The following is a 23,896-nucleotide window of genomic DNA, read 5'->3' as shown; positions in this document are numbered from 1 at the left end:
CTCCGGAGCTGCCCTTGACCATCAAGCCCACCTTCCCCGACGCGACGCCGGTCACGCTGGACGCGGCGCCCCTGTCGTTCCTCGACGACGTCCGGACGGGCCTGTCGAAACCCCAGAAGGCGCTCTCGCCGAAGTATTTCTACGACGCGGCCGGATCCGCTCTGTTCGAAGAGATCACCCAGCTTCCGGAATATTATCCGACCCGTACGGAGATCGGCATCCTGGAGGCCAGCGGCCCGGAGATGGCGACACTGCTGCCCGCGCATGCGGCGCTGGTCGAGTTCGGCAGCGGCTCGACCGTCAAGCTCCGTCGCCTGCTCGGCCATCTCGACACGCTCGCGGCCTATGTGCCCGTGGACGTCTCGGGCGAGTTCCTGCGGGCGCAGGCCGAGGTGCTCCGGGGCGACTTTCCGCATCTGCGGGTCGAACCGGTGGTCGCTGACTTCACCCAGGACTTCAACCTGCCGGACAGTCTCGACGGCCTCCCGCGGGCCGGCTTCTTTCCGGGCTCGACCATCGGCAATTTCGATCCGCACGAGGCCGAGGGGTTGCTGCACCGCTTCGGACGGATCCTCGGCCCGGGCGCCCACATGATCGTCGGCGTCGACCTCGTGAAGGATGCCGCGGTTCTGGAGAATGCCTACGACGACGCCCAGGGCGTCACGGCGGCCTTCAACCTCAACCTCCTGACCCGGATCAACCGGGAACTCGCGGGTCGCTTCGAGCCGGACGCGTTCAGCCACCGGGCGGTGTTCAACCCCAACGCCTCGCGGATCGAGATGCACCTCGTGGCCCGTGACGCGCAGGCCGTGCGGGTCGGCAGCGACACCTTCGCCTTTGCGGCGGGCGAGACGATCCACACGGAAAGCAGCTACAAGTACACAGTGGCCACCTTCCGCGCCCTCACCGAGCGGGCCGGCTGGACATGGCTGAAGGTCTGGACGGATCCGGACCAGCTCTTCTCGGTCCACGCCCTCCGGCTGGACTGAGGACAAGGCCGGGGCCGCCCCATGCGTATCGGGCCGCCCTGGTTCCTCCTGGTGGCGCCTGGATTGGGGGCGCTCGCGGGGCTGCTCTACGGGACGCTCTTCGACGTCGGTCCCCTGACCGGCGCGGCGATCCGCGGCGCGATCATCGGCACGCCAATCCTGCTCTACGAGCGCAGGCTGCTGGCCCCGCGCCTGCGCGACCGCATCCGCGCCCTCGCGACGCCGCTGTTCCTGATCGCCACAGTGGCCCTCTATATCGGGCTGATCGTGATCGGGAATGCGGTCGCCAGCACCGTTCTGAACAAGCTGTTCCGCTTCATGTACAGCGCGCGGAACGCGATGCTGATGACCGATACGGGCCTCCTCTACGCGCTCGGCATCTCGGCCCTCGTGGTGTTCGTGTTCCGCGTCCGCGACCTGATCGGTCCCGGCGTGTTCGCCAACCTGCTGATCGGGCGCTATCACCGGCCGATCAGCGAGGAGCGCATCTTCCTGTTCCTCGACGTGACGGGCTCGACGCACTTCGCCGATCGCTACGGCGACCGGGAGGCCCAGGCCTTTCTCGGCCAAGTGTTCAACGCCCTGGCGCTGCCGGTGTCGCGCGCCCGCGGCTCCATCGACGATTACATCGGCGATCTGGCGCTGGTGACCTGGCCGCTGGACCGGGGATTGCGCGATGCGGCCTGCCTGCGCTGCGTCTTCGACTTCGAGGCGCGTCTGGCCGCGGAGGGCGCAAGCTGGCGCAGCCGCTTCGGCCAAGTCCCGCAATTCCGCGCCGCCCTGCATTGCGGTCCGGTGGTCACCGCCGAGATCGGGCTGGAGCGGCACAAGATCGCGTATTTCGGCGACGTCGTGAACACGACCGCGCGGCTCGAGGCCCTGTCGAAGACCCTCGGGGTGCACGTGCTGGTCTCCGCCGATCTCCTCGACCGGATCGGAGAACTGCCCGACGACCTGATTGCGGACGATCTCGGTGCCCATGCCCTGCGAGGGCGCGCCGAACCCCTCGCTGTGGCGGCGATCCGGCGACGGTCCTCCCGCGCGGCACCGGTCGTGCCGCTTTCGAGCCGCGCCGCGGCGGGCTGAGGCCGGGCGGTCCCGTCCGGCCTCCAGGGCAGAGACGGCGCGCGCGCCCTCTCAGGTCGACAGCGCCTTCAGAACGTCGCGGGCGGCGCGCGCGCCGTCCAGCGTGGCCCCGCCCACCGTCATGGCCCCGCCGCCGGCCAGCGCCTCTCCGGCGAAGAACACGCGTCCCCCCACCGGGTCACGCAGGCGGTCCCGGGCCTCCGCGTGGCCGGGGGCGACGATCGCGTACGATCCGAGGGCGTACGGATCCGTCCACCAGCCGGCGAGCCGCCCCGCCACGACCGCGTCCCGGGCGTCCGCGCCGAGGATCGCGACCAGGCGCTCTGTGGCCAGCGCCACGGCCGCCGCCTCGCCGGCGCGGCACAGGTCGCGGGCGAGATCGCCCCCGAGATTGGCCACCGTCAGGGACCGGCCGAACGGCTTCATCTCGAAGTAGATCGTCGGTCCGCCCTTTGCCAGCGACACCGCATCACCCACGGTCGCCGGATCGAGCTTCGCCGGGTCGAGGCGCAGACCGATCTTGGTGTAGGCGCCCATACGCAATCCATCGAGAGCCGCCTGCGTGCTGGCCGGCAGGGCCGGGGTGAAGGCCACGCGACCGGCCTTCAGCACGCCCACCGGCACCGTCACGATCACCGCGGCTGCCGTGAGGGTGCCACACCCCGTCTCGATGCGGACGTCCTGTGCGGACCAGTCGATCGCGTGAACCGGGCAGCTGAGCCGCACCGGCAGGTCGGCGAAATGGTGCGCCACCAGGGCGCCGTAGCCGTCGACCCAGAGGTCCGTGCCGGACCAGAGCCGGTCGTAATCCACGGCCGAGACGCGCTCGGGATCCTCGCCGAGCGAGAGCCGGCTGAGGCCGGCCGCGGCCTGCACGGCCATCGGGCCGCCGATTCCGGCCGCTTCCGCCAACGAGATGTCGGCTGCCTTCGGAACGAGGAGCGCGTCGAGCCCCGAGAAGCCGGCACGCCGGTTCGCCATCTCGGCTTCGGTGGCGGGGCGACCGTCGATCACGAGCTTGCGCGCCCAGCCTTCCTCGCCGGCGAAGCGGGCCTTGGCGGCCCGGGCGATGGGCGCCCAGGGATTGCGCTCGGCCCAGTGGATATACTCGGCGCCGGCATCGAACGGATACGCCGCACCGAGCGCCGTGTCGGTGAAGGCGCGCCCGCCGATCCGGTCCCGTGCCTCGACCAGGATGAAGCTACGTCCGGCGCTCCGCAGCGCCGATGCCGCCGCCAGCCCCGCCGCCCCGGCACCGACGATGACCACCGGGCCGGTGCGGGCCCAGGCGCGCAGTGCCGGGGCCGCTACGAAGGCGGAGGTGAGGACTGTGCGTCGGGTCGGTCTCATGGCGCACCCGCTCGGAGTCATCCAGGCTCCAGTCCACGGCGCGCGGACCGAGAGCGGTGCGCTAGCCGCGCGCCCCCGGGCTGCCCGAGCGCTTCTCCATCATGGCCTTGACCTGCATCAGCTGGTCCCAGACCTGGCCGGGCGATGTGCCGAAGAAGTCGAAACCGGCGCTGATGCCCAGGTAGATGCCGACGCAGATCAGCGGCACGAGCACCCAGGCGAGCACCTCCTCGCCGCGCCGACGCCGCTGACGACGCCGCCGCCGCTCCTCGCGCCGGGTCAGCTTCTTGGGGGGCGCCGGCTGCGCGACGGGGGACAGGGGTCCCTCGTGCAGGTTGTCTGTCATCGGGCGCCTCCTCGCCGCGGCGCTTTCGCGTCGCGGCGGTCATAGACCGGCGGCCCCTAGTCCGGAAGGCCGCCAGCCGGCATGCACACCATTAGGCGCGCACGAGTGGCACCTTCGGCACGGTCCGGACGCCGCCGCCCGAGCTGCCGCCGCCGCCCTTGTTGTCCTTCGGCGTCTTCTTGCGCGTCGCGGCGCGGGGCTTGGCCCGCTTGTGGCGCTTGGCGGCGTTGGTCACGTCCTTCTCGGGCTTGGGCGTGACGGGGCCGGCCGGGAAATCGAAGCCCAGGCTGTCCTTGGCGCCCGACTTGGCCTCGGCATCCTCCGGCTTGCGCACGACCACGCGGACCGCACCGCCATCCTTCAGCTTGCCGAACAGAACCTCGTCGGCGAGGGGCGTCTTGATGGTCGACTGGATCAGCCGGGCCATCGGGCGGGCGCCCATCGCGTCGTCGTAGCCATGCTCCACCAGCCAGTCGCGGGCCTCGTCCGAGAGCTCGATCGTGACGTTGCGGTCGGCGAGCTGCGCCTCGAGCTGGAGGACGAACTTGTCGACCACCTTGGCCACCACCTCCTTCGGCAGATGGCCGAACGAGATGATCGCGTCGAGGCGGTTGCGGAATTCCGGCGCGAACAGCCGGTTGATCGCCTCCACGTCGTCGCCGGAACGCTTCGACTGGGTGAAGCCGTAGGCCGCCTTCGCCAGATCCGAGGCGCCCGCATTCGACGTCATGATGATGATGACGTTGCGGAAATCGACCTGCTTGCCGTTGTGGTCGGTCAGCTTCCCGTGGTCCATGACCTGCAACAGGATGTTGAACAGGTCCGGGTGGGCCTTCTCGATCTCGTCGAGGAGCAGCACGCAATGCGGGTGCTGGTCGATCCCGTCGGTGAGCAGGCCGCCCTGGTCGAAGCCCACGTAGCCGGGGGGCGCGCCGATCAGGCGGCTCACCGTGTGGCGCTCCATGTATTCCGACATGTCGAAGCGCAGCATCTCGACGCCCAGCGACGCGGCGAGCTGCTTGGCGGCCTCGGTCTTGCCGACGCCGGTCGGGCCCGCGAACAGATACGAGCCGATCGGCTTGTCCGGGTCGCGCAGCCCGGCCCGGGCCAGCTTGATCGCCGAGGTCAGGGCCTCGATGGCGTTCGGCTGGCCGTAGACCACGCGCTTCAAATTCTCGGTCAGGTGCTGGAGTACCACCGCGTCATCCTTCGAGACGGTCTTCGGCGGGATGCGGGCCATCGTGGCGATGGTCGCCTCGATCTCCTTGATGCCGATGGTGCGCTTGCGGCGCGCCTCCGGCACGAGCATCTGCGAGGCGCCCGTCTCGTCGATCACGTCGATCGCCTTGTCGGGCAGCTTGCGGTCGTTGATGTAGCGCGCCGACAGCTCCACCGCGGCCTTCACGGCCTCGGTCGTGTACTTGAGCTTGTGGAACTCCTCGAAATACGGGCGCAGGCCCTTCACGATCTCGATCGTGTCGGGGATCGACGGCTCGTTGACGTCGATCTTCTGGAACCGGCGCACCAGGGCGCGATCCTTCTCGAAGTACTGGCGGTACTCCTTGTAGGTGGTCGAGCCGATGCAGCGCAGCGTGCCCGAGGCCAGCGCCGGCTTGAGCAGGTTCGACGCGTCCATGGCCCCGCCCGAGGTCGCACCGGCGCCGATCACCGTGTGGATCTCGTCGATGAACATGATGGCGTTCGGGTGCGCCTCGATCTCCTTCATCACCTGCTTGAGGCGCTCCTCGAAGTCGCCCCTGTAGCGGGTGCCGGCGAGCAGCGTGCCCATGTCGAGGGAGAAGACGGTCGCGTCGGCCAGGACCTCCGGCACCTCGTGCTGGATGATCTTGCGGGCCAGCCCCTCGGCGATGGCGGTCTTGCCGACGCCCGGGTCACCCACGAGCAGCGGGTTGTTCTTCTGCCGGCGGCACAGGACCTGGATGGTCCGCTGGACCTCGGTCTCGCGGCCGATCAGCGGGTCGATCTTGCCGTCGCGGGCCTTCTTGTTGAGGTTGACGCAGTAGGCGTCGAGCGCGTCGCCCTTCTTCTTCGCGCCGCCGCGGGGATCCCCCTCGTCGCTCGGGCGCTCGGCGGCACCCTCGTCCTCGGCACCGCGCACGGGCTTCGCCTCGGAGGCGCCCGGGCGCTTGGCGATGCCGTGGCTGATGTAGTTGACCGCGTCGTAGCGGGTCATGTCCTGCTCCTGCAGGAAGTAGGCGGCGTGGCTCTCGCGCTCGGCGAAGATCGCCACGAGCACGTTGGCGCCGGTCACCTCCTCGCGACCGGAGGACTGGACGTGGATCACCGCCCGCTGGATCACGCGTTGGAAGCCCGCCGTGGGCTTGGCGTCCTGCCGTCCGTCCCCGGTGAGGTTGGAGAGTTCCGTGTCGACGTAGTCGACCAGGCTGCGCTTGAGCGTGTCGATCTCGACGTTGCAGGCACGCATGACCGCGGCCGCATCCTGATCGTCCACGAGGGCGAGCAGGAGATGCTCCAGCGTCGCGTATTCGTGCCGGCGTTCTCCGGCCAGCGCCAGGGCGCGGTGGAGAGCTTGTTCTAGGCTGCGTGAGAAGCTTGGCAAAGCTGGCCTCTGTGTGGGTGCCTACCGCGAGCGGCGCCTATTTCTTTTCCATAACGCACTGGAGAGGATGTTGGTGTTTGCGCGCGAAGTCCATGACCTGCGTCACCTTGGTCTCCGCCACCTCGTAGGTGAAGACGCCGCACTCGCCGACCCCGTTCTGATGCACGTGCATCATGATGTGGTAGGCGTCCTCGTGGCTCTTGTTGAAGAACCGCTCGACCACCAGGACCACGAACTCCATCGGCGTATAGTCGTCGTTCAGAAGGAGTACCCGGTACAGGCTCGGCCGCTTGGTCCGCGGCTTGGTGCGGGTGATGATCGCCGTGTTGGACCGGTCGTCGCCGCCAGGGGCGCGCGAACCGGACGCCGTGACCGCGGTGCGCGCCGGCCAGTGAACCTTCGTCGAACTCGCGGTGCCCTGCATGGGGACCTGTGTCATGTGCGTCGAACCGATCCCTCGTTTGGAGCGGGCGCCGCCGGCCCTGACGGCCGATCCAGTCCTGGCCTGCCGGGAGCAGCGCTCGGCTCCACGGCCGTTAATCTACAGACGGTGAGCCGACTTCGCCAGACGCCTGTGCGCACTTGTCCGCCTCGCTGATCATGCGCCAGCGGCTCACGTCTGCGCCGATCCGGGACGGGGCGCGCCTTCGAGCGCTGCCTTCGGCCGCAGAAATGCGCCGGTGAGGCCGAGGATCATGTCGCCGGCCGCGGCGGAGCGGGCCGTGGCGCGCGCCGGCCCGGTTCAGATATGCGGCCTGAACCGCCACGAGTTCGGCCGGGCCGCGGGCCGCCGCCAGCGCCCGCGAGGTAGCCCCGAGATCGTCGAACGCCGTCTTGAACGAGTCGGCATACGTGATCCCGAGGGTCTGGGCCGCCCGACTCACGATCCCGAACCGATGAAGGGGCGTTCTGAAGCCGGAGACGACCGGGCTCAACGGAAGGGCAGGGGGCCTCTGCATCGCCGATCTCCAGACCGCCGCCGAACCTGCCGGCCACCCGTGACCGACCTCTTCGGATCGGCGCGAGAGTGTGCGGCGCGACAGCCAGCGTCAAGCTCGGGCGGGTAAGACCCGTCGGCCGCAACCGGCATGGGTTGGCAGGCCGGTGACGGTCCGCGAGCGATCGACCGTAAACGATGGCCGGAACGACACGATCCGGCATTCGCCGCGATCGCATTAACGGGCCTGTAACTGCACCTGCCTAACTCTCCACTGATGCAGCGGGGCCACGCGATCGGCGGGAGGCTCTGCAGGGGATACGACCGGCCAGATCCGGTCTCGCGAGGCAATCAGGCGTGATGCGTAGCGTAGTAGGCCGCTCCCGGACGATTCCAGCGCTCCCGGCCGCGATCCTGGCCGCCGCGGTCCTGACGGCCCTGGCCTCGCCGGCCGAGGCCCGGCGCGGCCGGCACCAACACCATGCCCGGGCCACCGGCGGCTACAACCCGCCCTACGCCGCGATGGTCGTGGACGTGAAGAGCGGCAAGACCCTGCACGCGGTCAACGAGGACGCCCTGCGACACCCGGCCTCGATCACCAAGGTGATGACGCTCTACATGCTGTTCGAGCAGATGGAGCGCGGCAAGTTCGCCCTCGATTCCGAACTGACCATCTCGACCCACGCCGCCGCACAGGCGCCGTCGAAGCTCGGCCTGCGGCCGGGCCAGACCATCACGGTCGAGGATGCCATCAAGGCGATCGTGACGAAGTCGGCGAACGACGTGGCCTGCGCCATCGGCGAGAACATCGCCGGCTCCGAGGAGCGCTTCGCCCAGATGATGACCGCCAAGGCCCATGCCCTGGGCATGAGCCGGACGCGCTATGCCAACGCCTCGGGCCTGCCCGACCCGGACCAGCTCACCACCGCCCGCGACCTGACCGTCCTCGCCCAGGCGATCCAGGACCGGTTTCCGCGCTATTACCGTTACTTCCAGACCCGGTCCTTCGCGTTCCGCGGCCGGGTGATCGGCAACCACAACCACCTGCTGGGCAACGTCCAGGGCGTCGACGGGATCAAGACCGGCTACACCCGGGATTCCGGCTTCAACCTGATGACCGCCGCGAAGTCCGACGGCCGCCAGATCGTGGCGATCGTGCTCGGCGGCAAGTCCGGCGCGAGCCGCGACCGGATCATGGCCGACCTCGTCCGGTCCAGCCTGCCGCGGGCCTATGCCGGCGCCCGGGTCGCGCCCGCCGTCACCGAAGTGGCCGAGCGCGCCCGCCCGGCAGTCGTCGCCGACGCGGTCTCGCGGACCCGCACGCAGGTCGCCTCCGCCGACGACGAGGATGTCGAGACCACCGGCACCACCGGCGAGCCCCTCGACCTGTCGCCCTCCAAGACGACGACGCCGGGCGGCACCTGGAAGCCCGGGCCGCAGGGAATCCCGAAGGCGGCCCAGGCCTATGCCGGCGGCGGCAATGCCCAGCCGCCCTTCCCGGGGGCGTCCAAATCCACGGCCCGGGTGGCCTCCCTCGAGCGCGACGAGCCGCCGAAGGCGGTCTCCGGCGCCCGCGTCGTCCCCACCGCCTGGGTGATCCAGCTCGGGGCCATGGACGACGAGGGCAAGGCCCGGTCGATGCTCTCTGAGGCGCGTGCCAAGGTGGGGGGCAGCCTCTCCAAGGCCGCACCCTACACCGTCAAGGTCGAGCACGGCGGCACCACGCTGTTCCGGGCCCGCTTCTCGGGCTTCGCCGAGCAGGATTCCGCCCAGGAGGCCTGCTCGGCCCTGAAGCGCAGCGGCTTCAGTTGCTTCGCCACCCGGAGCTGAGGCTCCGGAGACCGGCCGGCGCGCCCGCGCGCCGACACGGAACGGCCGCGACCGAGTTCGTCCGCGGCCGACGATCGGTATCTCTCTGACAACGCGCGTGGAGTTCAGCGATGTCGGTTCAGAAGCCTGTCCCGGGCCGCGTTGACGCGCGCCGCCCGCTCGGCGCTGCCTCCCTGGTCGGGGTGAGCCCGCTTCATGAGAGACCGGTGGGCCGACCGGATCTCCTCAGCGGTCGCCCCGCGCTGAAGCCCCAGGACTTGGTACGCCTCCTCCTGCGTCATCGTCCCTGGGTTCGCCGGACGGCGCGGCCGCGGGTCGCGATCGCGCTCAGCGTCTACACGCCATCCGGGCGCCCGGCGGTCGAGATACGGCTCTAGCAGGGCGGCGCCCGCGGCGTCGCGAAGGCGGCAGAGCCGGAGCAGATCGACCACGGCACCGGTTGGCATGGCATCGAGCCACGTGCCGGCGCTTGGCCCGGCGATGACGCGGCCGGTGCGCAGGCTGCCGTCCGGGCGCAGGAGCGCGTCGATCAGGGTCGTGCGGAAGCGGTGATCGTCAGGATCGCGGGGTCCCTGACCGGGGTCGGGCCGGATCAGGCGACGGAGCCGCGCGGTCATCGCGGCCTGCCCCTCGATCAACCAGACGCCGCTGAGCCCGAGAAGCGCCGCCAGGACGAAGTTCCCGCGCAGGAGCAGGAACCCGGCGGCGAGCAGCGCGAAGGCGCCGAAGGTCGGCAGCCGCATCCGTCCGAGGGCTGAGCCGAGGCCCGCCCCGAGGCCGCGCCTGATCCGTCGGCCGAGGCCGCCGTTCTTGGACAGCCACCACAGGGTCAGGCAGGCGAGCAGGCCGGCAAACAGCACCATCGCTCAGCGCCGCACGCCATAGGTGGCGGAGGCGCTCCCGCCGATCTGGATGCTGGTCCCGTCGCCCAGGTCGAAGAAGCCGGGACGGCGCGGCTTCGGCGGGCGGATGTCGGCGTCGCAGCCGGGCTGCGGCGGGAGACGCACGCCCTCGGGCAGATTCTCCGGGCAGAGGCGCGCGCGCGCCGGCGGCTCGCCGGCCTGCGCCGCACCGGCGAGGAGGATGACGGGGAGGGCGATGACGGGGAGGGCCAGGCGCAGGCGCGTCATTGCCGGTTCTCCGCAACGTCCGCCGTGGTGACGCGGACCTGCCGGATCCGGCCGTCGCGCACCACCTTCAGGGTCACGCCGGTGCCGAGGCCGGCTTCCTCGATGGCCGCCGTCAGGTCCGCGAGCCGATGGACTGGGCGGCCGTTGGCCTCGACGATCACGTCGCCGATATCCCCGGTCTGCGGGTCGACGCCGCGCAGCCCGGCCTGCGCGGCGGGGGAGCCGGGCAGCACCCGCACGATCACAACGCCGTCGATGCCGAGCCGCGCGGTGGCCGCCTCCTGGGCGGCGATGATGCCGATGCCGGGATTGCGCACCCGGCCGGCCTTGATCAGCTCCGGCACGATGCGGTTGACGACATCGACGGGGATCGCGAAGCCGATCCCGGCGCTGGCGCCGGACGGCGAGACGATGGCGGTGTTGACGCCGATCAGCCGGCCCGCGGAATCGAGGAGGGGCCCGCCGGAATTGCCGGGATTGATCGCCGCGTCCGTCTGGATCACGCCGGACAATTCGCGCCCCTCGCTGGTCGGCATGCGCCGCCGCACGGCGCTGATCACGCCGGTGGTCAGGGTGTGGTCGAGGCCGAACGGGTTGCCGATGGCGAAGGCCGATTGCCCGACCTTCAGATCCGCCGAGGTGCCGATCGCCAGCGGCGGCGGCATGTGCCGCACCCGCCCGAGCTGCAGGACGGCGAGGTCGTAGGACGGCGCCAGGCCGACGAGGGTCGCGGGGACCACCTCGCCGTCGCCGAGCCGGACGGAGACCGATCCGCCGCTCTGCGCGGCGTTCTGCACGACATGGGTGTTGGTGACGATGTGGCCGGCGCCGTCCCAGACGAAGCCGGTGCCGGTCTGCGTCCCGCCCTGGTCGCCACCCTGGTCGTCGAGGTCGAGCAGGTCTCGGTTCTGCGCCGCCCCCTGCGCGAAAACGTGAACGACGGACGGGCTCGCGCGCTCGAACAGCGCGACGGTCGAGGTCTCGGCCGGCGCCAGATCGCCGCGGGCCATCACCGCCCGCGGCGTGTCGGCGGAGTAGAGCAGCGGTTGCAGGTAGGGTTGGGCGACGTAGAGCGCCAGCAGGACCAGGACCGCGGCGAGGACGATGCGCACGGTACGATCCGGCACGGGTGTCTCCGAAAGAAGCGCGAAGGCAGGCCCTCGACGGGCGAAGCCTTAAGTGCGCGTTCAGGATCGGGGCGTCAACACGGAGAGGCGCCGCCGCCGACAGGCTCCTGACGTGTTCTGGCGCACGTCGGCGACCGGTGCAGACTGGCTAACGAAATGGTCACCATTCAGGAGCCACAATTCTCGCAAGTCCAGGGCAGCTCAGCTGTGCTCAATACGGACATGGAACACCGAACCCCGCCCACGCTCGTGCCTCGGCACCGGGTGCTGGCTTCGAAAACCGCCCGAATTGATCGCAAAGCTGCCGCAGAGATGCTTGCATTGACGCTCAGACCCTCGATCGCCACCGCTCCTCGGCCCAGTCCGGCGGCGGCGATCTGAACGGTCCAAAACGGTTCGGAAGGACGAGTACCCATGGAAACCGAAGCTCTGGAACGGCCCGCGGATCTGACGATCTGGCGCACGGCCCCGGCGAGCGCCCCGCTCGCGCAGCCCGAGCGCTACGACACCCTGCGCGAGGCGATCGCGGCCGCGGCCGGTGCCCTGGCCGACCCGGCCAAGCAGCCCTGGATCATCACCGAAGAGGGCGAGATCCTCTCGCCGAACTGGATCCGCACCTACCTGAACTGACGCCCGGCGCGACGAAGAACGGGGATACCGGGGATGGCGGCGCGAGCCCCGCCCCGGCCCTGCGCGGGCTCGGTGAGCCCTCCCGGTGATGGCGTCGGCGCGGCTGTCCTGGCGCGCGGCGCGCAGCAACCGCGAGCACCACGTTTCCGAACGTCCCGAAGGCAAGGGTCGTGACGCGCGTCACGACCGTGAGGGCTCTGATCGCCCGAAGGCGCCGACCCCGGCGCCGCTCACTCCGCCGCGTCCGGCTGGCGAAACCCCTCGATCCCGATCTGGTCGGGGTTGATCGCGTGCAGCGCCCGCCGGGCGGCCTCGAGGGGATGTTCGGCCTCGATCCGCACCGAGGTGAGATCCGGGCTCTTATAGACCGTCACGATCGTATCCATCACCTCGGTCAGCGTGGTGCGCTTGTCCTCGGGGGCGGCGATCAGGAGCTGCAGCCCCCAGGCCCGGTACAGATCGACCAGCGCCTGGCTGTTGCGCACGTCGAGCTTCGAGAAGGCCTCGTCGAGCAGGCATAAGCCCAGGCCCGGATTCTCGTCGCCCGGCCGGTCGCCCGGATAATAGGCGCTGGCCAGCGAGGCGGCGATCGCCACGTAGAACGGCGCCTGGGCCTCGCCGCCAGAGCCGCGCAGCGCCCGGGCCGACATCGTGGTGCGGTTGCCCGCCCGGTCGCGCATGCCGATCTCGTAGACGAAGTAGTTGCGGTAATCGGCGAGCCGCGCCGCATCCTCCTCGCCGGCGATCAGCGCGGTGATCTCCTCGAGCGCCGCCGCCATCTGCCCCTCCGCCTCGCCGGCGAGCAGCGCCTGCGCGGCCTCGGGTGAGCGGGCGGTCTCGGTGGCGAGCGCGTGCACGGCGGCGTAGCGGCGATCCACCGCCGCCTCGAACGCGTAGGTCTGGCCGGTGAAGCTGCGCGCGGAGAGCCGCTCGTTGAGGGCGGCGAGGCGGGCATGGACCCGCTCGAACCGGTCGGCGAGGCGCGTCAGCAGATCCTCGGTCATCAGGCGGCGCATCTCGACCTCGGCCCGCTCGGCCTGCGCCCTGTAGCGGCGGAGTTCGTGCCCCTCCACGGCCTCGTATTCCCGCCGCACCCAGGCGAAGCCGTCGATCGCCGGGGCGTCCCCGGAGGCGAGGGGGTTCTCCACCCGCCAGGCGGCGCAGGCCTCCGCCAGCTCCCGCTCGGCGATCCGCCCGTGGGAGCGGGCGGCCTCGGCGGACTCCCGGGCGAGGCCGCGCTCGGCGGTCACCCGGGATCCGGCCGCCTTGGCATCGAGGCCGGCCAGCGCCCGCCGCGCCTCGGCGACCACGCCGAGGTCGAAGGGCTCGCCGCGGGCGAGGCGCACCCGCGCGGCGTCGCCGGCACTGAGCTGGCGCAGGGCCGCGCGGCGGGCCGACAGAGCGGCGCGGACGGCTTCGCGCACCGGTCCCATCCGGGCGCGCAGCGCCGCCTCGTCGGCGAGCAGGCGGTCGAGCTTGGGCTCCAGCTCCTCCGACAATTCCCGCAGGTAGCCGACCCGCTCGGTGGTCAGCGCCGCGATCTCGGCGGCGAGCCCGGCGGTATCGCGCTTCTCGATACCCTCTCGCTCGGTCTGGAGCGTGCGCCGCCGCCCGTCGAGCCCGTCGAGCTCGGCCCGGAGCGCCTCCACGTCGTCGAGGCCCCGGGCGACGCGGGCCCGGATCGCGGCCGCCGTCCGGGCGGCCTCGCGCAGGACCGCGGCCTCGCCGCGCAGGCGCCGCGCCTCGGCGACGGCGATCTCGTGGGCGCGGCGGCTGTCGGCGGTGGGCCCGCGATGGCCGCGGGTCATCAGCAGGTCGACGCTGCGGGTGACCGAATAGGCCATCCCGGCCGTGGTCCGGCCGCTCGGGGCGACCGCCCGGGCGAGGCGGGCCAGTTCGGCGTCGTCCCGGGCGAGGTCGTAGCCGCCGAGCCGCACGCCGAGGAACGCCTCCGCGTGCGGGTCGCTGGTCTCGATCACGGTGAGCGGACCGTCGTCGTAGCGGCGGGACCGCTGCTTGGCGGTGTCGGTGGTCTTCACCAGGATGCAGCGGTGGAACCGGTCGCGGCCGGATTGCAGGACGCCGAGTGCCTCGTTCAGCCGGTCCGGGGGAACCACCAGGGCCTCGCGGGCGCGCCCCAGCAGGCCTTCGAGGGCCGGCCCCCAGGTGGGGTCGACGATCTCGGCCAGTTCGCAGATCGGCACCGCGTCGATGCCGCGGCGCTCCAGCTCGCCGCGGAACGCCACCGTGTCGGAGGACAGGCGCGCGGTCGGGCCGCCGCCGGTGCGCGGCGCCGTGCGCTCGGCCTCGCTCTCCTGGGCGCGGGCCTTCAGCGCCGCGTCCTCGGCGGCCCGCTCCAGCGCCTCGTCGAAATCGGGCAGGCGCACCAGCCCGTCGGCCAATTCGGCGAGCGGCCCCTCGGGGCGCAGGATCTCCTCGGGGGAGGATTCCCGACGCAGGCCCGCCCGGGCGCAGGCCTCGGCGAGGCGGGCCGCCTGCGGGCAGCTCTTGCGCAGGATCGGGGCCACCGGCTGGAGCTTGGCCATCTGCCCGACGAGGCCGACGAGATCGCCGATCCGGCCGATCAGCTCCTTCCGGTCGCGCTCCAGCATGGAGAGGCCCAGCGTCGAGGCGGCGAGCCGGCCCTCGGCGGCGCTCGCGGTGGCCAACGCCTTCTTCTCGGCGATCTCGCCGTCGATCTCGCGGACGTAGCCGCGGCTCGCCGCGACGCGCTCGCGGGCGATGCGCAGGGTGTCGGCGCCTTCCCGGAGCCGGGACCGGACGGCGATGAGGTCGAGGCTCCGGCGGCGCAGCTCGGCGCTCGCCGCGCGCAGCTCGTGCGTCGCGGCAGCGAGGACCGCCTCACCCCAGGCTTCGTAGCGGTCGCGCAGGCGCCGCAGGCGTCCGAGGCGGCTCTCCAGCTCGGCGATGGTCTCCAGAAGCCGACGCCAGTTGGCGATGGAGTGGCGCACGCGCTCGACGTCCAGGGGCTCCGGGTCGAGCACGAAGGCGCGGACGAAGGCGCTGGTGTCGAAGATCGGCTTGAACGCCACCGCGTTGGCGAAGCTGCGCAGGAAGTGGCGCGGCTCCGGCGACGGCGCCCCCTCGCGCAGGGTGGCGAGGACATCGGCCGTGAAGCGTTCGCCGGAGGTCCGGTACTCGGTGAAGCTCGCCGCGCGGGCCCGCAGGTCCGCGGCGATCTCGCTCCAGGGCGCCGTATAGGTGCCGCCGGGGGCGGTGCGGGCGTAGTCGGAGACCTCGAACCGGTGCCCGACCGCGATGAAGCGCGAGAGCACCGTCTCCTTGGGCTCCACGGCCCGAGCGGCCAGGGCGAGGCCGACCGAGACCACGCGGCCGGAATCGGGATTCTCGAAGACCAGGACCAGCACGGTCTCGCAGGATTCCCGGGTCGGGCGGCCGCCTTCCGCCGGGTCGCTGATCCAGCCCAAGCAATAGTCGCGCACGGTTCGGGCGCTGCGCCCGGAGGCCGAGGCGTTGAGGGCGAGGCGGCTGGCGTTGTTGCCGGCCAGCACCGTGCCGACCGCATCGAAGATCGTCGATTTCCCGGCCCCCGTCGGCCCGACCAGCGCGGCGGCACCGCGCAGCCGGATCTGCTCGCGGCGGATCAGGTACCAGTTGGAGATGGCGATGTCGGTGAGGACGTACACGATGTGGGTGGGTCGGGCCGGTGGCGAGGAATGTTCGGCCCAGTTGGCCGGACTCGGCCGCGTATGCAAGCCGACACGCGCGAACCTCTGAAGCCCGATCCTACCTCAGGTTATGACACTATTAGCACAACCTGTTCATGTCCTGCCGGTCTCGTCCGCACGACCGGAACCGACCGATGCGTCTCAGTCTCAAAGCAAAGCTCAGCGGCCTCTTCGCCCTCCTGCTCCTGGCGGCGCTGGTTCAGGGCGGCGTGACTCTCTACAAGATGCAGGCGGTCGACCAGCGGCTCGCGGAGCTGATCGACAACGCCGTGCCGTCGATCAACGAGGCCCAGGCGATCAACGCCCTCGTGATGCGCTCGCGACTGTGGCAGTTCCGCTACGTGACGGCGGATACCGAATCGGAGCGCGCGACCAGCCTGAAGAGCGCGGACGAGATGATGCGGAACCGCCAGGCGAAGGCCGAGGCCTACCGCACCCTGGTGGCGTCGAAGGAGGAGCAGGCGATCTACGACGACCTGCTCGCCAAGCTCGCGGTGCAGCAGGCCGACTGGACCCGTCTGCGCGCCTTCCCGGCCGATCAGCACGATCAGGCGCTCGCCTATTTCCGCGGGCCGATGAACGCCAACTATCTCGCGGCCTCGACCGCGACCCGCGCTCTGGCCGACCTGAACATCAGGAACGGCGAGGCGGCCGGGCGCACGGCCCGCGACAGCCAAGCGGACGCGGTCCGGACCACCATCGTGAGCCTGCTCGTCAGCTTCGTCATCGCGCTGGGCGCCATGCTGTACGCCTTCACGGGCGTGTCGCGGCCGCTCGCGGGGATGACGCTGTCCATGCGGCGCCTCGCCGACGGCGACACGCAGGCCGAGATCCCCTACGCGGCGCGGCGGGACGAGATCGGCGCCATGTCGGCGACCGTCGCGGTCTTCCGGGAGAACCTGCTGCACGCCCGCGCCCTCGAGGCCGAGACCGCGCAGGCCCGGGCCGGCGCCGAGGCCCAGCGCCGGCAGGCGACGCGCGAACTCGCCGACCGGTTCGAGTCGGCCATCGGCGGCATCGTCGGCTCGGTGACGTCCGCGGCGACTCAGCTCCAATCCACGGCCCAGAGCCTCACCGCGACGGCGACGCAGACGGCCGGCCAGTCGACCAGCGCGGCGGCCGCCGCCGAGGAGGCTTCCAGCAACGTGACCACGGTCGCGGCGGCCGCCGAGGAACTGGGCTCCTCGGTCAACGAGATCGGCCGTCAGGTCGGCGCCTCGGCGGATCTGGCGCAGGCCGCCGTCCGCGAGGCGGCCGCCACGGCCGATCTCGTCCAGGCCCTGAGCACCGGCGCGCGCCGGGTCGGGGAGGTGGTGGACCTGATCTCGGCCATCGCCAGCCAGACCAACCTGCTGGCGCTGAACGCCACGATCGAGGCCGCCCGGGCCGGCGCCGCGGGACGCGGCTTCGCGGTCGTCGCCACCGAGGTGAAGGCGCTGGCCGACCAGACCGCCAAGGCCACGGCCGAGATCTCAACCCAGATCGCACAGATCCAGGGCTCGACCGGCCAGGCCGTCCTGGCCATCGACGGCATCGCGGGCCGCATCCGCGAGATCAGCGGCATGGCGACGTCGATCGCCGCGGCGGTGGAGGAGCAGGGCGCGGCCACCCAGGAGATCGTCCGCAACGTCGCCGAGGCGGCGACCGGGACCGAATCCGTCACCGCCAATGTCAGCGGCGTCGCGGGCGCCGCCGAGGAGACCGGGGCGGCCGCCGCGCAGGTCCTGGCGTCGGCCTCCGAGATGGCCCGGCAGGCGGCCCATCTCGGCAGCGAGGTGGAGCACTTCCTGGCGACCGTCCGGGCGGCCTGACCGGATACCGGCCGGCCGGCGGCGTCCGGGCGATGAGGCCGGTCGCCGCCCGTCGTCACGGGCGCCACGCCTGACCCCGGTCAGCGGGACGTCGTCGAGCGGACCGCCGCCGGGGCGCTTCGCTCCGTTCGCGAAGACGATACCCCCTCAAGGACGCACGTCGGCCTCAGGCCTCCCCGGCCTCCGACCACGCCCGAAGGCGCTCCATCCAGGCGTCGGAAGCCAGCACCGTCAGCCCCGGCAGGAGCGAGAGCGGGGTGACCCGCTCGACCCGGTCGCGCTCGCCGAGGCGCAGGCCGCCGCGCTTCGCGTAGAGGCGCAGGATGTCGGCGAGCCGCCCCTCCTCGGGAGGCTCGTTGCGCGCCACGGTGCGGATCTTCTCGACGATCTCGTCGGTGGTGCAGTCGACGATCCCGTCAGTCCCGGCCCGGTGGTCGCGCAGGCCCTCCTCGTAGAGGAGCCGGAGCGCCAGGAGCACCAGCGTCTCGTCCTTGCGCAGGCGCTCCGAGACGATGTCGTGGCGGGGCGCGTCGGCGGCCGGGCTCAGCGAGACCATCTGGTCGCGATGCGAGACCGTGAGCGCGTAGCCGAGGCAGGCGAAGTAGTCGGTGAAGAACGGGGCGTAGTGCCGGGCGAGCTCGTAGGAGCGGCCGATCCCCTGGGTCTCGGCGTAGATCACCTGCCCCTTCAGAAGCACCTGGAGGGCACGGCTCAGCTCTTCGGCATCCGGCGCCCTTGCACCGGGCGGCGGCGGCTCGTCGCCGTCGATGATCGCGCGGAAGCCCTCAAGCATAGGGGCGGCGCTCCAGAAGGAAATCCGGGCAGTCGAGCCAGCCATTGGCCACCCGCTCGGGCAGCCGGGTGACGGCGTAGCGCTCGCCGAGCTTGGCGTCGAACAGCACGTCGATCTCGCGCAGGCGCTGGAACACGATGAAGTCGTCGACGCCCGCGATCACGATCTGCGACCCGCGCAGCCGCACCGCCTTTCCGAGTCGGGCCTCCACGAAGGCGCTCATGCTTTCGGGCGTCACGGTGGTGCGGCGCCGGAACTCCGCCTTGGCGGCCGCGAAGGCGTCGACCACCGGATCGTCCTCGATGTCGGGCAGGGGCTCCATGTCGATCGCGGCCTTGCGGGCCCGCGGCGCCTGGAGATGCGCGTGCCCGATGGGCGGCCGCAGCAGCGAGACGTCGCCCGGCACGTCGGGGGCGATCTCCGACCCGCCGACGGCGCGCAGCATCGCGGCCACGCGCTCGACGCCGCTCGGATCCGGGCGGTCCATCACGTGCAGGGCGGAGGCGATCCGGCGCTCCAGACGCGCCACCACGGCGTCGACGGCATCGAGATGGTTGTCGAGCCCCTCGAACACCGCGAGAATCTGGGCGAGATCCGTCCGGACGGCCCGCTGCGCCGCGTCGAGATCGGCGCTCCGCCCCTCCCGGATGAGGCCCTCGGCCAGGGCCCGGACGGTGAGGGCGTCGCGCAGCGCCCGGCCGGCCTCGCGCACCACGCTGGCGCGGAAGCGGAACGGGTTGAAGCGGGTGTGGAGCGTCCGGTAGTCGCTGATCAGGTGGCGCTCGACGAAATCCTCGAAGAACAGCCGGAAGGTCTTGGCGCGGTCGGGCTCGCGCAGGATGCGCTCCTCGACCTTGCGCATGCCGGCCGCGAGCCCGCGCACGTGCGACAGGAAGGCGGCCGCGCCCCGGGCGGCGTTGGAGAGGGCCTCGGAGCGGTTCGCCGGATCCGACAGGGCGCTCTCGAGGCCACCCAGAACCTCCAGCACGGCCCCGCCGTAGGAGCGGGTCTCGCCCCGTTCCAGCCGGGACAGCTCCTCCAGGAGGAGCCGCGCCTCGGGGTCGAACTCCGCGACCGGGACGTAGCGCTCGCGGCGCTCGATCAGCCAGCCGGTGTCGAGGAGGCGCCGGTAAAGCGCCGTGCGGCGCTCGGTCGGATCGGCGGAGATCGGCTCGTCGCCGCTGACCTCGGGATCGCTCCAGCCGGCGGCGAAGTCGCCGATCTCGGCCAGAAGCTCGGCCTTGCGCACCGGCTCGGCCCCGAGGACGCGCCGGTGCAGGTGCAGGAGCAGGGCCGCGTTGAAGCCGCGGCTCGGCGAAGCCAGCGGCTTGAACAGCTCGTCGGACAGCTGCGCGAACAGCATGGTTCTGGAAACTCTCGCCGTCGCGCAGCCGTGCCGCTTACTTCGCGCCGAGGAGTTCGACGTCGAAGATCAGGGTGGCGTTCGGCGGGATCACGCCGCCGGCGCCCCGGGCGCCGTAGCCGAGCTGCGGCGGGATGATCAGGGTGCGCTTGCCGCCGGTCTTCATGGTGGCGACGCCCTCGTCCCAGCCCTTGATCACCTGGCCGGCGCCGAGGGGGAAGCTGAAGGGCTGGTTGCGGTCGCGGGACGAATCGAACTTCTTGCCCTTCTTGCCGCCCTCGTCGAGCCAGCCGGTGTACTGGACGGTGACCTGCTGGCCGGCCTTCGGCTCAGGCCCGGTGCCGACGACCTCGTCCTGATACTTGAGGCCGGAGGGCGTGGTCACGGTCTCGGCAGTGGCGGCTGTGGTCATGGCGATCAACGCGGCTCCGAAGAGGGGGGACAGGCGAGGCATGGTTTCTCCCTGGAGCCGGCGCCGTGCGCGCCGGCCGTCGGGAGGCCTTCTATCGCCTCGGACCCGTCCAGGCCAGGGAGCCCGGTCGCCCGAGCCTCCGGGACCGTTCAGGCGGCGCGGACACTGACCAGGAACCGGTCGACCTCGGCGGTCAGATGCGCGGACTGGGCCGACAGGGCCGCGGCCGCGGCCAGAACTTCCCCCGCCGCCGCCTCGGTCGCGCTCGAGGCTTCGGCGACGCCGGCGATATGGCCGGTGACCGCGGCCGCGCCCTGCGCCGCCTGTCCGACGTTGCGGACGATCTCCTGAGTGGCCGCGCCCTGCTGCTCCACCGCGGCGGCGATCGAGGTCGCCACGCCGTCGATCTCGCGGATCCGGGCCGTGATTGTCCCGATCGCCGCGACGGCCTCGCCCGTCGAGGCCTGAACCCGCCCGATCTGGCCCGAGATCTCGTCCGTGGCGCGGGCGGTCTGAACGGCCAGCGCCTTCACTTCGGCGGCGACGACCGCGAAGCCGCGACCGGCGGCGCCCGCCCGCGCCGCCTCGATCGTGGCGTTCAACGCCAGCAGGTTCGTCTGGCCCGCGATGGTCGCGATCAGCCCGACGACGTCGCCGATCCGCGACACGGCCTCGCTCAGGTCCCGGACCAGCGCGCCGGTCTGATCGGCCTCCGCGACGGCCGCCCGCGCGAGATTGGCCGAGCCGTCGACCTGCCGGCCGATTTCCTGCACGGAGGTGGCGAGTTCCTCGGCAGCCGCCGCCACGGTGTTGACGTTGCTCGCCGCCCGCTCGGCGGCGGCGGCGACGGTTGTCGACTGCCCGGCACTCTCGGCCGCGGTCTCCGTCATGCTCCCGGCGGTGGCCTGCAGGGCTGTGGCCGAGGCCGAGACCTGGGCGATGACGCCGCCGACCACTCGCTCGAAACGCTCGGCCATCGCGCGCACTCCGCTGCGGCGCCGCGCCTCGGCGACCTGCCGGGCCTCTTCGGCCTCGGCTTCGAGGCGACGGGACCGGATCAGGTTGTCCTTGAAGACCTGCACGGCCCGGACCATGGCGCCGATCTCGTTGCGCCGGTCCAGGCTTGGGACCGCGACGTCGGCATCCCCGGCCGCCAGGACCTCCATCGTCGCGGTGATCGCCCGGATCGGCCGCAGCACCCCGCGGAAGAGCACGATCAGGGCGAGCGCGACGAGGAGCAGGGTTGCGAGCAGGGCCGCCCCGTCGCGCAGCAGGACGCTCCGGGCCGCGCCGGACAGGGTCTCGGCCCGCGCGATCATCTCGTCGAGGCAGACGAAGGCGAGGTCGACGAGGGTGACCTGCTCGGGCGTATCGAGCTTGCGCGCCTGCGCGAGCGTCAGACCCGGCGGCGTGCCGCGGCTCAGCGCGGTCGCCACTGCGGACCGGCGGGCCAGGGACGGGCCCTCGAAATTGTTCTCCCGGGCCCGGCGGAACGCCGCGCGAACCGTCTCGGACATCTCCGAAGCGGCCTCGATGGCCGATCTCCAGGCCGCGTCGAGACGTCCCCGCTCCTCGGCGGCCGCCACGGTCTCGTCCAGCGTCCAGGCCGTCCCGGCCGCCAGGGACGTCTGCACGCGCAGGGCGACGGCTCCGTTGGCCATGCGCGTCGACCAGGCCGCCCGCTTGAGGGCGAGGTCGCGTCGGAGGATGCCGTCGGACAGCGGGATCGCGGCATCCACGGCATCGCTCGTGGCGATCAGGGTATCGAGCATCTCCTGGAAGGCGGCTTTCGCCTCGGTCGTCACCGCGCCCTCCCGCTGGGATCCCGACAGCTTCAGGGCCGCGTCGACCCGCGGCCGGAGGCGTTCGACGCGTCCGCCGGCAGCCCGCAGGGGGCCGAGGGTCGCAGTCACGGCGGAGAGACCCAGCCCGTCGAGGAGGGGCTGTGCTTCGGCCAGCCCGGCGATCACCCGCTGCCGGTCCGCGTAGAGCGACGCGCGGGTCTCGGCCTCGACGGGCTCGGCGGCGGCGAGGAATTGCAGCGTCGCCCCCCGTTCGAACCGGGCCACGTTCACGGTCTGGAGAAGGGCGCGGCTCGCCCGCACCAGGGTGATGACCTGCTCGGCCTCCGCCGCCTGCTCCTGCGCCTCCCGCACGGCGCCCGTCGCGAAGGCCAGCATGATCGTCGCCATGGCGACGAGGACGAGACACATGGTCGTCCGGATCGACAGGTCCCGCACCCGCATCATGCTTCACCTCCGACGGCCCGACAGATCGAGCGTATCGCAGGATCATAACAAGTTTTTCTCAGGCACAATCAAAAAAGCTGATGTATTTCTATGGTCATTCGACCGCGTATAAGCTCATTAGAAATGTGATTTGAGGAAATTTCCGGCTTTTACGGAATGAAACCACGAATAATCGCGAAAATCACCTCTTCCAAAATACAAATATCTCAGGACCGTCTCTCACCCGTCTGCGCGCGATCGACGTCGCCGCCGGGGCGCGCGGGCCGACAAAGCACCTTCGAAGCACCTTCGCGGGGCAGGGAGGCGGGCTTGCAGCGGCCCCGTTGCGTCAGCCGGCCAGAAGCCCCGCGACATGGGCCACGAGCCGCCGGGCGACCTCGTCCTTGCCGAGGCGCGGCCAGGTTTCCACCGCACCGTCCCGTCGGATCAGGTGAACCGTGTTGTCGGCGCCGCCCATGACGCCGCCCTCGGCCGAGACGTCGTTGGCCACGATCAGGTCGCAGCCCTTCCGGGCAATCTTCGCCCGGGCGTGCTCGACGACCGTGTCGGTCTCGGCGGCGAACCCGACCACGAGGGGCGGGCGCCCCATTGGCAGGCGCGCGATCGTGGCGAGGATGTCGGGATTCTCCACCAGCGGCATCGGCGCCGGGCCGGTGCCGTCCTTCTTGATCTTCTTGCTGCCGGCCTCCTGCTCCGGACGCCAGTCGGCGACCGCGGCGGCGAAGACCGCGATGTCGGCTGGCAGCGCCGCCTCGACGGCTTCCAGCATCTGCCGGGCGGTCTCGACCCGGACGACGGCGACGCCCGGCGGATCGGGGAGCGCCACGGGCCCGGAGACCAGGGTCACGGTGGCACCGGCCGCAGCGGCGGCCGCCGCGATGGCGTGGCCCTGGCGGCCGGAGGAGCGATTGGCAATGTAGCGGACCGGATCGATCGGCTCGTGGGTCGGGCCGGAGGTCACGAGCACGCGCCGACCGGCCAGGGGCCTCTCCCCGGCCTGCTGGCCGAGCATCCGCTCCAGCGCATCGGCGATCTCGTTGGGCTCGGCCATGCGGCCGGGGCCGGATTCGGGCTCCGCCATCCGGCCGGCATTCGGCCCGACGATCCGGACGCCGTCGCCCTCCAGGACCGCGCGGTTCCGGCGGGTGGCCGGATGCGCCCACATCTGGACGTTCATGGCCGGCGCGATCAGGATCGGAAGGGTCGTCGCCAGCAGGACGGTGGTCGCGAGGTCGGCCGCGTGACCGCCGGCCATGCGGGCCATCAGGTTGGCGGTCGCGGGCGCCACCACCACGGCATCCGCCTGACGGGCGAGCTTGATGTGGCCGATCTCGGCCTCGGAAGCCCGGTCGAACAGGTCGGTATGGGCCCGCTCACCGGCGAGCGCGGCGGCGGCAAGGGGCGTCACGAATTCCTGCGCCCCCGCGGTCAGCACCGGGCAGACGCTGGCGCCGCGCTCGCGCAGGCGCCGGATCAGGTCGAGGGCCTTGTAGGCCGCGATGCCGCCGCCGATGACGAGGAGGACACGGCGCTGGGCGAGGGTCTCGGTCAT

At 71.6% G+C, this 23,896-nt stretch carries 18 protein-coding genes; 5 read left to right on the top strand and 13 right to left on the bottom strand.

Going from position 1 to position 23,896, the window contains the following annotated elements:
- Nucleotides 1-14 precede the first annotated feature (14 nt).
- Together egtD and ABC766_RS05155 are read left to right on the top strand one after the other, a co-directional pair.
- Nucleotides 15-989, top strand: a complete 975-nt coding sequence (egtD, locus tag ABC766_RS05160) for an L-histidine N(alpha)-methyltransferase (RefSeq protein ID WP_345821391.1) — start codon at nucleotides 15-17, stop codon at nucleotides 987-989.
- 21 nt (nucleotides 990-1,010) lie between these two features.
- Entirely contained in the window at nucleotides 1,011-2,075 is a 1,065-nt protein-coding gene (locus ABC766_RS05155; RefSeq protein ID WP_345821390.1) for an adenylate/guanylate cyclase domain-containing protein, read from the top strand.
- A 51-nt stretch (nucleotides 2,076-2,126) separates the two neighbouring features.
- Here the strand turns inward: ABC766_RS05155 and ABC766_RS05150 are convergent, their stop codons facing one another.
- The 4 genes from ABC766_RS05150 to clpS form a co-directional block, all read right to left on the bottom strand.
- Nucleotides 2,127-3,425 (bottom strand): flavin monoamine oxidase family protein, encoded by a 1,299-nt coding sequence (locus ABC766_RS05150; RefSeq protein WP_345821389.1) that lies wholly within the window; start codon nucleotides 3,423-3,425, stop codon nucleotides 2,127-2,129.
- Between the two features lie 61 nt (nucleotides 3,426-3,486).
- Nucleotides 3,487-3,771: a hypothetical protein gene (locus ABC766_RS05145; RefSeq protein ID WP_043350748.1), complete on the bottom strand. Its 285-nt coding sequence runs from the start codon at nucleotides 3,769-3,771 to the stop codon at nucleotides 3,487-3,489.
- 91 nt (nucleotides 3,772-3,862) lie between these two features.
- Nucleotides 3,863-6,352: an ATP-dependent Clp protease ATP-binding subunit ClpA gene (gene clpA, locus ABC766_RS05140; protein WP_345821388.1), complete on the bottom strand. Its 2,490-nt coding sequence runs from the start codon at nucleotides 6,350-6,352 to the stop codon at nucleotides 3,863-3,865.
- 37 nt (nucleotides 6,353-6,389) lie between these two features.
- Nucleotides 6,390-6,776 carry an ATP-dependent Clp protease adapter ClpS gene (clpS, locus tag ABC766_RS05135; protein WP_182592132.1) on the bottom strand — a complete coding sequence of 129 codons (387 nt, stop codon included), beginning with the start codon at nucleotides 6,774-6,776 and terminating at the stop codon, nucleotides 6,390-6,392.
- Between the two features lie 873 nt (nucleotides 6,777-7,649).
- Between clpS and ABC766_RS05130 the strand changes: the two genes are divergently transcribed.
- Nucleotides 7,650-9,119, top strand: coding sequence for a D-alanyl-D-alanine carboxypeptidase (locus ABC766_RS05130; protein ID WP_345821387.1), 1,470 nt, complete (start codon nucleotides 7,650-7,652; stop codon nucleotides 9,117-9,119).
- A gap of 104 nt (nucleotides 9,120-9,223) precedes the next feature.
- Here ABC766_RS05130 and ABC766_RS05125 read toward each other — a convergent pair whose 3' ends face one another.
- From ABC766_RS05125 to ABC766_RS05115, 3 genes are read right to left on the bottom strand one after another with little or no spacing between them, the layout of a single operon-like run.
- Nucleotides 9,224-9,982: a J domain-containing protein gene (locus ABC766_RS05125; protein ID WP_345821386.1), complete on the bottom strand. Its 759-nt coding sequence runs from the start codon at nucleotides 9,980-9,982 to the stop codon at nucleotides 9,224-9,226.
- 3 nt (nucleotides 9,983-9,985) lie between these two features.
- Nucleotides 9,986-10,249, bottom strand: coding sequence for a hypothetical protein (locus ABC766_RS05120; RefSeq protein WP_111474123.1), 264 nt, complete (start codon nucleotides 10,247-10,249; stop codon nucleotides 9,986-9,988).
- Nucleotides 10,246-11,376 carry a S1C family serine protease gene (locus ABC766_RS05115; RefSeq protein ID WP_345821385.1) on the bottom strand — a complete coding sequence of 377 codons (1,131 nt, stop codon included), beginning with the start codon at nucleotides 11,374-11,376 and terminating at the stop codon, nucleotides 10,246-10,248. Before ABC766_RS05115 ends, ABC766_RS05120 begins: the two co-directional genes overlap by 4 nt.
- 414 nt (nucleotides 11,377-11,790) lie before the next feature.
- Here ABC766_RS05115 and ABC766_RS05110 point away from each other — a divergent pair, with 414 nt between their 5' ends.
- A complete protein-coding gene (locus ABC766_RS05110; RefSeq protein ID WP_043352013.1) occupies nucleotides 11,791-12,006 on the top strand; it encodes a hypothetical protein in 216 nt (71 codons plus the stop codon).
- A 230-nt stretch (nucleotides 12,007-12,236) separates the two neighbouring features.
- On the opposite strand, the gene ABC766_RS05105 is transcribed toward ABC766_RS05110, so the two are convergent.
- The gene (locus tag ABC766_RS05105) at nucleotides 12,237-15,674 is read right to left on the bottom strand and encodes an SbcC/MukB-like Walker B domain-containing protein (protein WP_345821384.1); all 3,438 of its coding nucleotides are present in this window, start codon (nucleotides 15,672-15,674) and stop codon (nucleotides 12,237-12,239) included.
- A gap of 176 nt (nucleotides 15,675-15,850) precedes the next feature.
- Here ABC766_RS05105 and ABC766_RS05100 point away from each other — a divergent pair, with 176 nt between their 5' ends.
- Complete coding sequence (locus tag ABC766_RS05100; RefSeq protein ID WP_345821383.1) at nucleotides 15,851-17,527, top strand: methyl-accepting chemotaxis protein; 1,677 nt, start codon at nucleotides 15,851-15,853, stop codon at nucleotides 17,525-17,527.
- Nucleotides 17,528-17,693: 166 nt separating this feature from the next.
- On the opposite strand, the gene ABC766_RS05095 is transcribed toward ABC766_RS05100, so the two are convergent.
- From ABC766_RS05095 to coaBC, 5 genes are all read right to left on the bottom strand, one after another.
- Nucleotides 17,694-18,320, bottom strand: a complete 627-nt coding sequence (locus tag ABC766_RS05095; protein WP_043345479.1) for a DUF4194 domain-containing protein — start codon at nucleotides 18,318-18,320, stop codon at nucleotides 17,694-17,696.
- A complete protein-coding gene (locus tag ABC766_RS05090; protein WP_345821382.1) occupies nucleotides 18,313-19,683 on the bottom strand; it encodes a Wadjet anti-phage system protein JetA family protein in 1,371 nt (456 codons plus the stop codon). Before ABC766_RS05090 ends, ABC766_RS05095 begins: the two co-directional genes overlap by 8 nt.
- Before the next feature lie 37 nt (nucleotides 19,684-19,720).
- Nucleotides 19,721-20,137, bottom strand: a complete 417-nt coding sequence (locus ABC766_RS05085) for an FKBP-type peptidyl-prolyl cis-trans isomerase (RefSeq protein WP_043345483.1) — start codon at nucleotides 20,135-20,137, stop codon at nucleotides 19,721-19,723.
- A gap of 107 nt (nucleotides 20,138-20,244) precedes the next feature.
- A complete protein-coding gene (locus tag ABC766_RS05080) occupies nucleotides 20,245-22,341 on the bottom strand; it encodes a HAMP domain-containing methyl-accepting chemotaxis protein (RefSeq protein ID WP_345822672.1) in 2,097 nt (698 codons plus the stop codon).
- Nucleotides 22,342-22,672: 331 nt separating this feature from the next.
- Nucleotides 22,673-23,896 (bottom strand): bifunctional phosphopantothenoylcysteine decarboxylase/phosphopantothenate--cysteine ligase CoaBC, encoded by a 1,224-nt coding sequence (coaBC, locus tag ABC766_RS05075; RefSeq protein WP_345821380.1) that lies wholly within the window; start codon nucleotides 23,894-23,896, stop codon nucleotides 22,673-22,675.

Origin of the sequence: Methylobacterium fujisawaense, assembly GCF_039619325.1 — a bacterium.
GTDB lineage: Bacteria > Pseudomonadota > Alphaproteobacteria > Rhizobiales > Beijerinckiaceae > Methylobacterium > Methylobacterium fujisawaense.
The sequence above is the reverse complement of the archived record's forward strand: the minus strand, read 5'-3'. Positions and strand labels throughout refer to the sequence as shown.